We start from the raw sequence: 13,406 nt of genomic DNA on the forward strand, positions 1-13,406 counted from the left end.
GACGCGGAGCGTCACTGGATGCGTTACCACGCAGTGGCGAGCAGGCTTGCCCTGCGTTGGGCTGCGCAGCGGCCCCAAAACCTGCCGATGAGGTCTGCCTGAAAGAACGTGTTGCCTGGATCAGGGCTGCGTAGCGGCCCAACGCAGGGCAAGCCTGCTCGCCACAGTGAGCGTGTTGATCGTTCCCACGCTCCGCGTGGGCATGCAGCCCCGGACGCTCTGCGTCCCGCAGACCACGGCTACCTTGAAGGCGACGCGGAGCGTCACTGGATGCGTTACCACGCAGTGGCGAGCAGGCTTGCCCTGCGTTGGGTTGCGCAGCAGCACCAAAACCCGCCGATGAGGTCTGCCTGAAAGAACGCGTTGCCTGTGTCAGGGCTGCTTCGCAGCCCAACGCAGGGCAAGCCTGCTCGCCACAGTGAGCGTGTTGATCGTTCCCACGCTCCGCGTGGGCATGCAGCCCCGGACGCTCTTCGTCCCGCAGACCACGGCTACTTTGAAGGCGACGCGGAGCGTCACCGATCAAACCGCGTTCGCCAGTTCTTTTAGTGCCCGGCTTCGAGCATGTTTTCCGGGCGCACCCACTGGTCGAACTCTTCATCGGTGAGGTAACCCAGATCCAGCGCCGCCTGGCGTAGGGTCAAGCCTTCGGCATAGGCCTTCTTGGCAATCTGCGCCGACTTGTCGTAGCCGATATGCGGGTTGAGCGCCGTTACCAGCATCAAGCCGCGCTCCAGGTGCTCGGCCATTTGATCGGCATCCGGCTCAAGGCCTGCGATGCAGTGCTCCTGGAAATTGTTGCAGCCGTCGGCGAGCAGGCGGATCGATTCGAGCAGGTTGTGGATGATCACCGGCTTGTACACGTTCAGCTGCAAGTGCCCTTGGCTGGCGGCGATGCCGATGGTCACGTCATTGCCCAGCACCTGGCAGGCCAGCATCGACAGGGCTTCGCACTGGGTCGGGTTGACCTTGCCGGGCATGATCGAGCTGCCCGGCTCATTGGCTGGCAACTTGACCTCAGCCAGCCCGGCACGCGGGCCCGAACCCAGCAGGCGCAGGTCATTGGCGAGCTTCATCAGCGCCACCGCCAGGGTCTTCAGCGCGCCATGCAAAGTTACCAACGGTTCATGACCGGAGAGGGCGGCAAACTTGTTCGGCGCGGTGACGAACGGCAAGCCCGACAAGGCCGCCAGCTCGGAGGCAATCGCTTCACCAAAGCCATGCGGTGAATTGAGCCCGGTGCCCACGGCGGTGCCACCCTGGGCCAACTCGCACACAGCGGGCAGGGCACTGCGGATGGCGCGCTCGGCGTAGTCGAGTTGGGCGATAAAGGCCGAGACTTCCTGGCCGAAGGTGATCGGCGTGGCATCCATCATATGGGTGCGGCCGGTTTTCACCAGTTTCATATGGCGTGCAGCCAGCTCGGCTAAACCGCCAGACAGCGTGGCGAGCGCCGGTAACAGGCGTTGATGAACTGCCTGCACCGCCGCAATGCTCATGGCCGTGGGAAAGCAGTCGTTGGAGCTTTGCGAGCGGTTCACATGGTCATTGGGATGCACCGGGCTTTTGCCGCCACGGGCCTTGCCCGACAGCTCGTTGGCGCGGCCGGCGATCACTTCGTTGGCGTTCATATTGCTCTGGGTGCCGCTGCCGGTCTGCCACACCACCAGCGGGAACTGGTCGTCGTGCTGGCCGTCGAGCACTTCATCGGCGGCCTGTTCGATCAGGCGGGCGATGTCGGCGGGCAAGTCGCCGTTGCGGTCATTGACCCGTGCTGCGGCTTTCTTGATCAGGGCCAGCGCGTGCAATACCGCCAGGGGCATACGTTGCTCGCCGATGGCGAAGTTCACCAGTGAGCGTTGGGTCTGCGCGCCCCAGTAAGCGTCATCCGGGACTTGGACTTCTCCCAGGCTGTCGGTTTCGATACGGCTCATCGGGCACACTCCTTCAGGTTCGTTTGCGCAGTTTAGGCTGTGGTTGGCGTTGGGGGTTCCCTAAAAGACTTTTCATCGGATTAATCCACCACGAATGTAGGCGCAAGGAGCGGTGGGGTTGAGACATGGCGTTTTTTAGGCGCAGAATGGTCGCCCTTGGGGTCTTACCTCGCCTGCTAGAAAGGAAACTCGATGACTCGTCTTCGTGCCATCTGTACCGCGGTTGCTCTGGTTTGCGCCAGCGGCCAGGTTTTTGCCGATACCGCCAGCCATAACGCCAGTGCCGAAGCCTTCCTTACCCTGGCCCACGCTGACAAGCTGGGTACCCCGGTGTACATGCAAGTGCAGCAAATGTTTGCCCAGCGTTTCCAACAGACCAAGGCGCCTGCCACCAAGCAGTCCGTACTGGACAGCTACCAGGCCAAGGCCAACGCTGCTCTGGACCAAGCCATCGGCTGGCCGAAGCTGAAGCCGGACATGGTCAAGCTCTACACCACCAACTTCAGCGAATCCGAGCTCAAGGATCTGGTAGCCTTCTACCAGTCGCCACTGGGCAAGAAAGTCCTGGAAAAAATGCCGCAACTGACCCAGCAATCGGCCCAGATGACCCAGGCCAAGCTGGAAAGCGCCGTGCCGGTGGTGAACAAGCTGCTCGAAGACATGACCAACGAGCTGGCGCCAAAAGCCGCCGCACCGGCCAAGAAGAAGTAAGCAGGAATGACCATGCAACAGCGTATCGAAACGGCGCTTGCCGCCCTGAGCCCGCAACACTTGAGCGTGCTGGATGAAAGCCACATGCACAGCCGTGGGTTGCAGACCCACTTCAAGGCCGTGCTGGTCAGCCCACAGTTCGAGGGGCTCAACCGCGTCAAGCGCCACCAGACGGTCTACGCCACCCTGGGTGACCTGATGAGCGAATTTCATGCGTTGGCGTTGCATACCTATACGCCTGAAGAATGGGCGAAAATCGACGCAGCCCCGGCCTCGCCGACCTGCGCCGGCGGGCACTGACACTGTGGCGCATTGGCGTTATGTGGCGAGGGAGCTTGCTCCCGTTGGGCTGCGCAGCAGCCCTGATGCCCATCACTGCGATCTTTGTGAAAGGTCACAATCGCCTTATCGGGGCCGCTTCGCAGCCCAGCGGGAGCAAGCTCCCTCGCCACAGTAAAGAGGCGGCCCATAAACGTCGCCAATTTTGTTAGAATCCGCAACGCGCCGCTTAGCCGGCGCGTTTTTTTTGCATCCGGTTCACCCCTTACGAGGGTAGCCACCTGGAGAGAACACCCATGACTCAACCGATTGTCGTGGCGGCACTGTATAAGTTCGTCACCCTCGAAGACTACGTCGCCCTGCGCGAGCCACTGCTGCAGGCAATGGTCGATAACGGCATCAAAGGCACTTTGCTGATCGCCGAAGAAGGCATCAACGGCACCGTTTCCGGCAGCCGCGAAGGCATCGATGGCCTGATGGCCTGGCTTAAGACCGACCCACGCATGGACGACATCGACCACAAAGAGTCGTACTGCGACGACCAGCCGTTCTACCGCACCAAGGTCAAGCTCAAAAAAGAGATCGTGACCCTGGGCGTCGAAGGCGTCGACCCGAACAAAAAGGTCGGCACCTACGTCGACCCGCAGGACTGGAACGCGTTAATCAATGACCCTGAGGTGCTGTTGATCGACACGCGTAACGACTACGAAGTGTCGATCGGCACCTTTGAAGGCGCAATCGACCCGAAAACCACCAGTTTTCGCGAATTTCCCGACTACATCAAAGCCAACTTCGACCCGGCCAAGCACAAGAAAGTCGCCATGTTCTGCACCGGCGGCATTCGCTGTGAAAAGGCTTCCAGCTATATGCTCAGCGAAGGCTTCGATGAGGTTTACCACCTCAAGGGTGGCATCCTGAAGTACCTCGAAGAAGTGCCGCAGGCAGAAACCAAATGGCAGGGCGATTGCTTTGTGTTCGACAATCGCGTGACCGTGCGCCACGACCTGAGCGAAGGCGACTACGATCAATGTCATGCTTGCCGCACACCGGTCAGCGTCGAAGACCGTGCGTCCGAGCACTATGTGGCTGGCATCAGTTGCCCGCATTGCTGGGATAAGCTGCCGGAGAAGACCCGTCGCAGCGCCATCGACCGGCAAAAGCAGATCGAGCTGGCCAAGGCCCGCAACATGCCGCACCCGATTGGCTTCAACTACAAGCAAACCCCTTCCGAGGCCTGACCCATGCCCGCGCGCCTGCTCTATGTGATGGACCCGATGTGTTCCTGGTGCTGGGGCTTTGCCCCGGTGGCGCAGGCGCTGGTAGAGCAGGCCCAGGCGGCCGGCGTGGACGTGCACCTGGTGGTGGGCGGCCTGCGCACCGGCAGCGGTGCGGCGCTGGAGCCGACCACGCGGCGCTATATCCTTGAGCACTGGCAGGCCGTCACCGATGCCACTGGTCAGCCGTTCAAACGCGAAGGTGCGTTGCCCGACGGCTTTGTCTATGACACTGAGCCTGCGTGCCGCGCCATCGTCACCGCGCGCAGCCTGGCGCCGGATTGTGCCTGGACCCTGCTGGGCCTGATCCAGCGTGCGTTTTATGTCGAAGGCCGCGATGTGACCCTCGCCAGCGTGCTGGTGGAACTGGCCGAGCAGGCGGGCATTCCGCGTATCGAGTTTGCCGGTGCATTCGACCGTGCCGAGCAACATGCAGCAACGGCCGCCGACTTTACCTGGGTGCAGGACCTGGGCATTGCCGGTTTCCCGACGTTGTTGGCCGAACGTAATGGCCAACTGGCGTTGCTGACCAATGGCTATCAGCCGTTGTCCGAGCTGTCGCCTTTGCTCGCCCGATGGCTGGAGCGAGCCACCTGTGCAGGATGAGCCCAAACGCATCGACCGACTGACCTGGGCGGAAATTCGCCGCCTGGCCCTGCGTCACAAGAAATCCCTGTGGATCGCCAATGGCGTTGCCGTACTGGCGACTCTGTGCAGCGTGCCTATCCCTTTGCTGTTGCCATTGCTGGTGGACGAAGTGCTGCTCGGCCACGGCGATGCCGCCCTCAAGGTGATGAACCACGCGCTGCCATTGGGGTGGCAGAAGGCAGCCGGTTATATCGGCCTGATGCTGTTGGTGACCTTGTGCCTGCGCTGCGGCGCACTGGTGTTCAACGTGGTGCAGGCGCGCCTGTTTGCGCGGCTGGCCAAGGATATTGTGTACCGCATCCGCGTGCGCCTGATCGAACGGCTCAAGCGGATTTCCCTGGGCGAATACGAAAGCCTGGGCAGTGGCACGGTGACCACGCATCTGGTGACCGACCTGGACACGCTGGACAAGTTTGTCGGCGAAACCCTCAGCCGCTTTCTGGTGGCGATGCTCACGCTGGTCGGCACTTCGGCGATTCTGGTGTGGATGCACTGGCAGTTGGCGTTGTTGATCCTGTTGTTCAATCCCTTGGTGATCTACGCCACGGTGCAGTTGGGCAAGCGCGTCAAACACTTGAAGAAGCTGGAGAACGACAGCACCTCGCGCTTCACCCAGGCGCTGACTGAAACCCTCGACGCCATCCAGGAAGTGCGTGCCGGCAATCGCCAGGGCTTTTTCCTCGGGCGCCTGGGCCAGCGTGCCCAGGAAGTGCGTGACTACGCCATCCACTCGCAGTGGAAAACCGACGCCTCCAGCCGCGCCAGTGGCTTGTTGTTCCAGTTCGGCATCGACATCTTTCGCGCAGCGGCGATGCTCACCGTGTTGTTTTCCGACCTGTCCATCGGCCAGATGCTCGCAGTGTTCAGCTACCTGTGGTTCATGATCGGCCCGGTGGAGCAACTGCTCAACCTGCAATATGCCTACTACGCCGCGGGTGGTGCGCTGACGCGTATCAACGAGCTGCTGGCACGGGCCGACGAGCCGCAATATGCCGGCGGCGAAGACCCGTTCACCGGGCGTGAAACCGTCGGCATCGAGGTGCGTGGCCTTAACTTCGGCTATGGCGAAGAGTTGGTGCTCGACCAACTGAACCTGGCCATCGCACCGGGCGAGAAGGTCGCGATTGTCGGCGCCAGCGGCGGCGGCAAAAGCACCTTGGTGCAACTGCTGCTCGGGCTGTATACGCCACAGGCCGGCAGTATTCGTTTTGGTGGTGCCACCCAGCAGGAAATCGGCCTGGCGACCATTCGCGAGAACGTCGCAGTGGTGCTGCAACACCCGGCGCTGTTCAACGACACCGTGCGCGCCAACCTGACCATGGGCCGCGCCCGCAGCGACCAAGCCTGTTGGCAGGCACTGGAAATTGCTCAGTTGGATGCTACCGTCAAGGCGCTGCCGTTGGGCCTGGACAGTGTGGTGGGGCGCTCGGGTGTGCGTTTTTCCGGCGGGCAGCGCCAACGCCTGGCCATCGCGCGCATGGTGCTGGCCGAGCCGAAAGTGGTGATACTGGACGAGGCCACCTCCGCCCTGGACGCCGCCACCGAGTACAACCTGCACCAGGCGCTGGCGCGGTTTCTCAGTGGGCGTACTACACTGATCATCGCCCATAGGCTTTCTGCGGTGAAACAGGCAGACCGGGTACTGGTGTTTGATGGTGGGCATATTGCCGAAGATGGCGACCATCAGCAGTTGATTGCCGATGGAGGGTTGTACGCCAAGCTCTACGGACACCTGCAACAAGTGCGTTGATTTAGCTGAGCTATCGAGAGCGGATTTTCGCGTGCGTATCAAGCAGTGCATGTGCAAGGGACCTCATGAAGCAAAAGCGTACTCTCGGAGTGACGTTAAGCAGGCCGCGGTTGCTGGGCATTGTCTGGCCGTTTATCGCCGTCGTGCTGTTCCAGGCATTGCTGGGCTGCGTCAGCCTCTACGTGCTGTCGGCGGTGCGCGGCTACGTGGCGGGCGAGAGCTTGTGGTCCAAGGGCCAGAAAGACGCCATCTACTACCTCACCCTTTACGCCGATAACCGCGACGAAGCGACCTTCCTCAAATACCAGCAAGCCATCGCCGTGCCCCAGGGCGGGCATGAATTGCGGGTGGCGCTGGATCATCCCACGCCCGACCTTGCGGCCGCGCGCCTGGGCATCCTCAAGGGCGGCAACCACCCCGACGACGTGTCCAGCCTGATCTGGCTGTACCTCAACTTTCGCCATTTCAGTTACCTGGAAAAAGCCATTGAATTGTGGACCGTGGGCGATGGTTACCTGGTGCAACTCGATGACCTGGCCCAGGCGATGCACCGCGCGATTCGCAGCAATCAGGTCAGCCCTGGCGACATTGCTGACTGGAAGGCGCGCATCATTGCCATCAACGACGGCGTGACGCCGGCTGCCAAGGCCTTCAGCGATGCCTTGGGCGAAGGTTCGCGGATGATCCTGCGCCTGTTGCTGATCACCAACCTGGCCACTGCGCTGGGTTTGATCGTGCTGGCGCTGCTGCGTACCCACAAACTGCTGACCCAACGCCACGCCTTCGCCACTGCCTTGCAAGCCGAGAAGGAACGGGCGCAGATCACCCTGGAGTCGATTGGTGACGGCGTGATCACCACGGATGTCGACGGCGCCATTGCCTACATGAACCCGGCCGCCGAAGCGCTGACCCATTGGAAGACCGCCCAGGCCCAAGGGTTGCCGCTGGCGGCGTTGTTCAACCTGCTGGATGATAATGCCGAGCCCGATGGCTTTGCCCTGATCGAGCACATCATCAAGGGCGAACTCAGTGGCGGCAGCGAGCATTCCAAGCTGATCCAGCGCGTGGACGGCAGCACGGTGTCAGTTACGCTGGTAGGTGCGCCGATCCGCAGCGCCGGCAAGGTCAGTGGCGCGGTGCTGGTGTTGCACGACATGACCCAGGAGCGCCAGTACATCGCCAACCTGTCGTGGCAGGCGACCCACGATGCCTTGACGGGCCTGGCCAACCGCCGCGAATTCGAGTTCCGGCTGGAGCAAGTGCTGCAACAGGTAGCGCGCCAGCAGAGCGGGCGGCATGCCTTGATGTTCCTCGACCTCGACCAGTTCAAGCTGGTCAACGACACCTGCGGGCATGCGGCGGGCGATGAACTGCTGCGGCATATCTGCGCGTTACTGCAATCGGACCTGCGCGAAGGCGACACCCTGGCGCGCCTGGGCGGCGACGAGTTCGGCATCCTGTTGGAGAACTGCCCGGCGGCGGTGGCGGAAAAAATCGCCGAAAGCCTGCGCCATACCGTGCAAAGCCTGCATTTTGTGTGGAAAGGCCGGCCGTTCATGACCACCGTGAGCATTGGCCTGGTGCATATCTCGCAATCGCCGACCACCCTGGAAACCTCGCTGCGCGCCGCCGATATGGCCTGCTATATGGCCAAGGAAAAGGGCCGCAACCGGGTGCAGGTCTACCACGCCGATGACTCGGAATTGTCCCTGCGCTTTGGCGAAATGGCTTGGGTGCAGCGCCTGCATATGGCCTTGGAGGAAGATCGTTTTTGCCTCTACTCCCAGGAAATCTCGCCGCTTGGCCACACCGATGGCGGTAATGGCCATATTGAGATCCTCCTGCGCCTGCACGACGAGGCGGGTCGGATCATCCTGCCGGACAGTTTTATTCCGGCGGCCGAACGTTACGGTTTGATGACTTCGCTGGATCGTTGGGTGGTGGAAAACGTATTTAAGATTATCGCCCGTTGTATGCAAGAGCGTGCGGGCCGTCCTATGGCGATGTGTGCGATTAATCTGTCAGGCATAACTATCGGAGATGATGATTTTCTCGGATTTTTACGTGAGAAATTCGAGGCTTACAGCATTCCGCCGGAAATGATTTGTTTTGAAATAACAGAGACCAGTGCTATTGCCAATTTGGGCAGTGCAATCCGCTTTATTAATGAACTCAAAGCCTTAGGTTGCCATTTTTCACTCGATGACTTTTGTGCCGGAATGTCTTCATTCGCCTATCTTAAACATTTGCCTGTAGACTTCCTGAAGATCGACGGGAGTTTCGTAAAGGATATGCTGGACGACCCGATTAACCGTGCAATGGTCGAGGTTATCAACCACATCGGCCATGTCATGGGTAAGCGCACAATTGCCGAATTTGTTGAAACACCGTTGATCGAACAGGCTTTACTTGAGATCGGTGTGGATTATGCTCAGGGATACCTGATCGAACGTCCGCAATTGTTTACCTTTGATAGTCTGCAGTGCCGACCCGTGCGGCCGCAGCCACTGTTGTTCAAGGCGCCCGGCACATTCCGCTGAAGCATTCGACGGTCTGTACAATCACATTAGAAAAGGAGCCCTACAGTGATCGACACCTTCAACCGAACCGGCCCGCTTATGGAAGCCTCGAGTTACCCAGCCTGGGCGCAACAATTGATCCTGGACTGTAGCGAGAGCAAGCGCCGCGTTGTCGAACACGAACTGTACCAGCGCATGCGTGACAACACGCTCAGCGCCAAGACCATGCGCCATTACCTTATCGGTGGCTGGCCAGTGGTTGAACAGTTTGCCTTGTACATGGCACAGAACCTCACCAAGACCAAGTTTGCCCGTCATCCTGGGGAGGATATGGCGCGCCGGTGGCTGATGCGCAATATTCGCGTGGAACTCAACCACGCCGACTATTGGGTGCACTGGGCGCGTGCCCACGGGGTAAGCCTGGAAGAGTTGCAAGCGCAGAACGTACCGCCGGAGTTGCACGCACTGAGTCACTGGTGCTGGCACACCAGCTCGGCCGATTCGTTGATCGTGGCGATTGCCGCGACCAACTACGCAATCGAGGGGGCGACTGGTGAGTGGTCCGCCGTGGTGTGTTCTACCGGTGTGTATGCGGCCGCCTTCCCTGAAGAAGACCGCAAGCGCGCCATGAAATGGTTGAAGATGCACGCGCAATACGACGACGCCCACCCTTGGGAAGCGCTGGAAATCATCTGCACGCTGGCCGGGATGAACCCGAGCAAAGCTTTGCAGGTAGAGCTGCGCCAGGCGGTGTGCAAGAGCTACGACTACATGTACCTGTTTTTGGAAAGTTGCATGCGGTTGGAGAACGAAAAAGCAAAGGCGCCAGCAGCCGTTCGCGAACGTCAGGTTCGCGTCGCCAGCGAGGCGTGATGTAAGCGTGATGGCGGGGTTTTACCCCGCCATTGCCAAGCGGTTGCGACCTTCGCGCTTGGCCACGTACAGGGCGTTGTCGGCCCGCCGCAACAGGCTTTCTGCCGACTCGGCCGCCAACAGGGTCGAGCAACCCAGGCTCACCGTCAGTTCAATCCGCTTGCCATCGGCCCAATAGTCCTGAGCCTCTGCCGCCCGACGCAGGCGTTCGCCGACCATACCCGCCGGGTCCCGGCCAGTGTTCGACAGCAGGATCAAAAACTCTTCCCCGCCAAACCGAAACACCATGTCCACATTACGCAACTGGCTCTTGATCGAGTCGGCGACGGCGCGCAATACGATGTCGCCCGCAGCGTGGCCGTGGGTGTCGTTGATTTTCTTGAAGTGGTCAATGTCCAGCATCAACAGAGATAACGGGCTCAGGTGCCGCCGGGCCATGTCGATTTCCCGTTGCAGCGTCTGGTCCATTGCAATGCGGTTGCCGGTTTCGGTCAGCGGGTCACGCAGGGCACTGCGGGTGGCCGCGCGGTAGAGCAGGGCGTTACGCATCGGGTACAGCAAGGTCGACAGCAAAGACTCAAGCTGCGCCAGTTCGTCGTCCAGCAAGCGTTGGTTGCGCCGGAATATCAACTCGCCCAGATGCTCGCCTTCATGGCTCAAGGTGTAGCTCACCGAGTGGTGCCCACGATGGCCAAACTCCAGGCGCAAGTCGCTGGCCTCATGCCGATATTGCAGCGCGTCCAACGGCACCAGCCGCTGAACTTCGCGAAAGAACAGCGCGAGAATGCGCTCCGGCTCAAGGCTGGTTTGCAATTGCTGGTTCAGTTGCTGGCGGAGTTGCGCAAGTGTGGTGGGGCGACGTGGAAGCAGGGACGGCTGACCAAACCCCAGGCGTTGCAATTTGGCACTGTCGAAGTCAATTGCGTTGGTCTGGGTAGGTGATTTCATAAGCTGACGGCCTCTAAGCACTTAACTGTCTTACAGGCTGCACGAGAGCGGCAAATGCCAAGCGTCTTACTGTTCCTTCAGTTCCGTAAAACATTGGAAACAGTTTAAACCGCTTTGCCATGGGTTATAACCCCTGGGCCCTGCCACACGTCTTGTCATCGCTTAACCTGCTTGAAAGGGTTTAGAGCGAGATTCATGCCACTTTGTTTAACTTTTAAAAATGCCTTATAAATCAACGACTGTTGTAAAAAGACTGCAACAGTCGTTGTGCAGTGACGTCAGTTATTTGGCTGTTTGAACCAAGGTGGTGTGATCGATCTGGTCAATCGAGGTCACGCCGGTCAAGGTCATGGCCACGCGCATCTCCTTGGCGAAGATATCCAGCAGGTTTTCTACCCCGGACTGGCCGGCGGCGGCCAGCGCGTAGACAGTCGAGCGCCCCAGCAAGCAGCCCTTGGCGCCCAGGGCGAGCATGCGCACCACGTCGAGCCCGGAGCGAATGCCGGAGTCCACCAGCACTGTGAGGTCATCGCCCACGGCTTCGGCAATCGGCGGCAAGGCTTTGGCGGTCGACAACACGCCATCGAGCTGGCGCCCGCCGTGGTTGGAGACCACGATGCCGTCGGCGCCGAAACTCACCGCGTCCTTGGCGTCCTGGGGGTCGAGGATGCCCTTGATGATCATCGGGCCTTTCCAGAACTCTCGGATCCACTCCAGGTCTTTCCAACTGATCGACGGGTCGAAATTGTTCGCCAGCCAGCCGATGTAGTCTTCCAGGTGGGTGGGCTTGCCGAGGTATTTGGAGATATTGCCTAAGTCGTGGGGGCGGCCCATCAAGCCCACATCAAAGGCCCACTGCGGCTTGCACACCGCCTGCAGCATCCGGCGCTGCGCCGCATACGGCCCGGACATGCCCGAATGCGCATCACGGTAACGCGCGCCGGGTGTGGGCATATCGGCGGTAAACACCAGCGTGGTCACCCCTGCGGCCTGGGCGCGCTCCAGCGCATTGCGCATAAAGCCGCGGTCTTTGAGCACGTAGAGCTGGAACCAGATCGACTGCGGGCTTTGCGACGCCACCTCTTCAATTGGGCACACCGACACCGTCGACAGGCAGAACGGGATGCCCTTGTTGGCCGCCGCCTTGGCCGCTTGCACCTCACCACGTCGCGCGTACATGCCGGTCAGGCCCACGGGGCTGAGAATCACCGGCATGGCCAGCTCCTGGCCGAACAGCGTGGTCTTGAGGCTCAGGTTGTCGACATTGCGCAGGATGCGCTGGCGCAGGCTGATCTCGGCCAGGTCCGAACTGTTGGCGCGCAGGGTGTGCTCGGCGTAGGCGCCGCCGTCGATGTAATCGAATAGAAAGCGCGGCAGTTTGCGCTTGGCGGCTGCACGGTAGTCGGAGGCGGACGAGATGATCATGAACGGGTTCTCCACAGAGCTGGGTCGCACCACCATAAGCAAAAAGCTGGCATGATAAAAACAACTTTTATTACTAATACCCAGTCGCTATAGGAATACCGATGAACCTGAGAACCGTGCGGGCCTTTGTCGAAGTGGTGCGCCAGGGCGGTTTCTCCCAGGCGGCTGAGGTGGTGGCCCTGACCCAATCCACCGTGAGCAAGGCGGTCAAGACCCTCGAAGACGAACTCGGCACGCCGCTGCTCAACCGCCTGGGCCACCGTAACGAGCTGACAGCCGCCGGCGAAATAGCCTACCGCCGCGCCTTAGTGTTGCTCGCCGAGCACAACGACCTGGTGGCCGAGATCAACGACCTGCGCGGCCTCAAGCGCGGCGTGCTGCGCATCGGCCTGCCGCCGGTGGGCTGCGGCGTGCTGTTTGCGGCGATGTTCGCGGCGTATCGCAGCCGCTACCCGGAGATCGAAATCGAACTCACCGAATACGGCAGCAAAAAACTGCGCGAATGCCTGGAAGCAGGGGAGGTTGACCTCGCTGCGCTGCTGTTGCCGGTGGACGAAGCCTTCGACTACCAGCCGGTGCGCAATGAACCGCTGATGGCAGTACTGCCCATCAGCCACCCACTGGCCAAGCGCAAACGCATCGACTTCACCGACCTGGCCGATTCACCGTTCATTTTGTTCGAAGCTGGCTTCGCCCTGAACGCCAAGATACTCGCCGCCTGTGAACGCAAAGGCGTCACGCCACGAGTGACCGCGCGCAGCGGGCAGATCGATTTTATCGTTGACCTGGTCTCAGCCGGGCTGGGCGTCGCCTTCCTGCCGCGCATGCTCGCACTCAAACATCAACACGCGGGCATCGCCTTGATTGCGTTGGACGAACCCCACACCGACTGGCACATCGCCCTGGCCTGGCGCGCCAGCGCGCACCTCCCGCCGGCGGCGCGTGCATGGCTGGATCTGGCCAAGGAAATGGCCAGCCCGGCGTAGCGGGCTACAACCGGAATTTGTAGGAATTCGTCCAAATGCGCCTCGGTGCTTGACTTCTT

11 protein-coding genes are annotated in these 13,406 nt (G+C 60.7%); 8 read left to right on the forward strand and 3 right to left on the reverse strand.

The genetic code is table 11. The features are described 5' to 3' along the window. Nucleotides 1-545: 545 nt before the first annotated feature. Complete coding sequence (locus P5706_RS09850; protein ID WP_285679108.1) at nt 546-1,934, reverse strand: class II fumarate hydratase; 1,389 nt, start codon at nt 1,932-1,934, stop codon at nt 546-548. A 192-nt stretch (nt 1,935-2,126) separates the two neighbouring features. On the opposite strand from P5706_RS09850, the gene P5706_RS09855 reads away from it, so the two are divergent. From P5706_RS09855 to P5706_RS09885, 7 genes are all read left to right on the forward strand, one after another. Beyond that, nucleotides 2,127-2,645 (forward strand): DUF2059 domain-containing protein, encoded by a 519-nt coding sequence (locus P5706_RS09855; protein WP_200431300.1) that lies wholly within the window; start codon nt 2,127-2,129, stop codon nt 2,643-2,645. A 6-nt stretch (nt 2,646-2,651) separates the two neighbouring features. Next, nucleotides 2,652-2,945: a BolA family protein gene (locus tag P5706_RS09860; RefSeq protein ID WP_200431301.1), complete on the forward strand. Its 294-nt coding sequence runs from the start codon at nt 2,652-2,654 to the stop codon at nt 2,943-2,945. 275 nt (nt 2,946-3,220) lie between these two features. Next, nucleotides 3,221-4,162: an oxygen-dependent tRNA uridine(34) hydroxylase TrhO gene (gene trhO / locus P5706_RS09865; RefSeq protein WP_285679109.1), complete on the forward strand. Its 942-nt coding sequence runs from the start codon at nt 3,221-3,223 to the stop codon at nt 4,160-4,162. Nucleotides 4,163-4,198: 36 nt separating this feature from the next. Beyond that, the gene (locus P5706_RS09870) at nt 4,199-4,804 is read left to right on the forward strand and encodes a DsbA family protein (RefSeq protein WP_177034541.1); all 606 of its coding nucleotides are present in this window, start codon (nt 4,199-4,201) and stop codon (nt 4,802-4,804) included. Continuing rightward, nucleotides 4,731-6,596 (forward strand): ABC transporter ATP-binding protein, encoded by a 1,866-nt coding sequence (locus P5706_RS09875; RefSeq protein ID WP_455928604.1) that lies wholly within the window; start codon nt 4,731-4,733, stop codon nt 6,594-6,596. Before P5706_RS09870 ends, P5706_RS09875 begins: the two co-directional genes overlap by 74 nt. Before the next feature lie 65 nt (nt 6,597-6,661). After that, nucleotides 6,662-9,136 carry an EAL domain-containing protein gene (locus P5706_RS09880; protein WP_285679111.1) on the forward strand — a complete coding sequence of 825 codons (2,475 nt, stop codon included), beginning with the start codon at nt 6,662-6,664 and terminating at the stop codon, nt 9,134-9,136. 78 nt (nt 9,137-9,214) lie between these two features. Then, nucleotides 9,215-9,988, forward strand: a complete 774-nt coding sequence (locus P5706_RS09885) for an iron-containing redox enzyme family protein (protein ID WP_207160917.1) — start codon at nt 9,215-9,217, stop codon at nt 9,986-9,988. Between the two features lie 21 nt (nt 9,989-10,009). On the opposite strand, the gene P5706_RS09890 is transcribed toward P5706_RS09885, so the two are convergent. Together P5706_RS09890 and lldD are read right to left on the reverse strand one after the other, a co-directional pair. Further along, nucleotides 10,010-10,936, reverse strand: a complete 927-nt coding sequence (locus P5706_RS09890; RefSeq protein ID WP_200431305.1) for a GGDEF domain-containing protein — start codon at nt 10,934-10,936, stop codon at nt 10,010-10,012. A 282-nt stretch (nt 10,937-11,218) separates the two neighbouring features. Beyond that, complete coding sequence (gene lldD, locus P5706_RS09895; RefSeq protein ID WP_285679113.1) at nt 11,219-12,361, reverse strand: FMN-dependent L-lactate dehydrogenase LldD; 1,143 nt, start codon at nt 12,359-12,361, stop codon at nt 11,219-11,221. Nucleotides 12,362-12,462: 101 nt separating this feature from the next. Between lldD and P5706_RS09900 the strand changes: the two genes are divergently transcribed. After that, nucleotides 12,463-13,347 (forward strand): LysR family transcriptional regulator, encoded by an 885-nt coding sequence (locus P5706_RS09900; protein WP_285679115.1) that lies wholly within the window; start codon nt 12,463-12,465, stop codon nt 13,345-13,347. The last annotated feature ends 59 nt before the right edge of the window (nt 13,348-13,406 follow it).

The sequence above is a fragment of the Pseudomonas sp. ChxA genome (genome assembly GCF_030263855.1).
Taxonomy (GTDB): domain Bacteria; phylum Pseudomonadota; class Gammaproteobacteria; order Pseudomonadales; family Pseudomonadaceae; genus Aquipseudomonas; species Aquipseudomonas fluorescens_CB.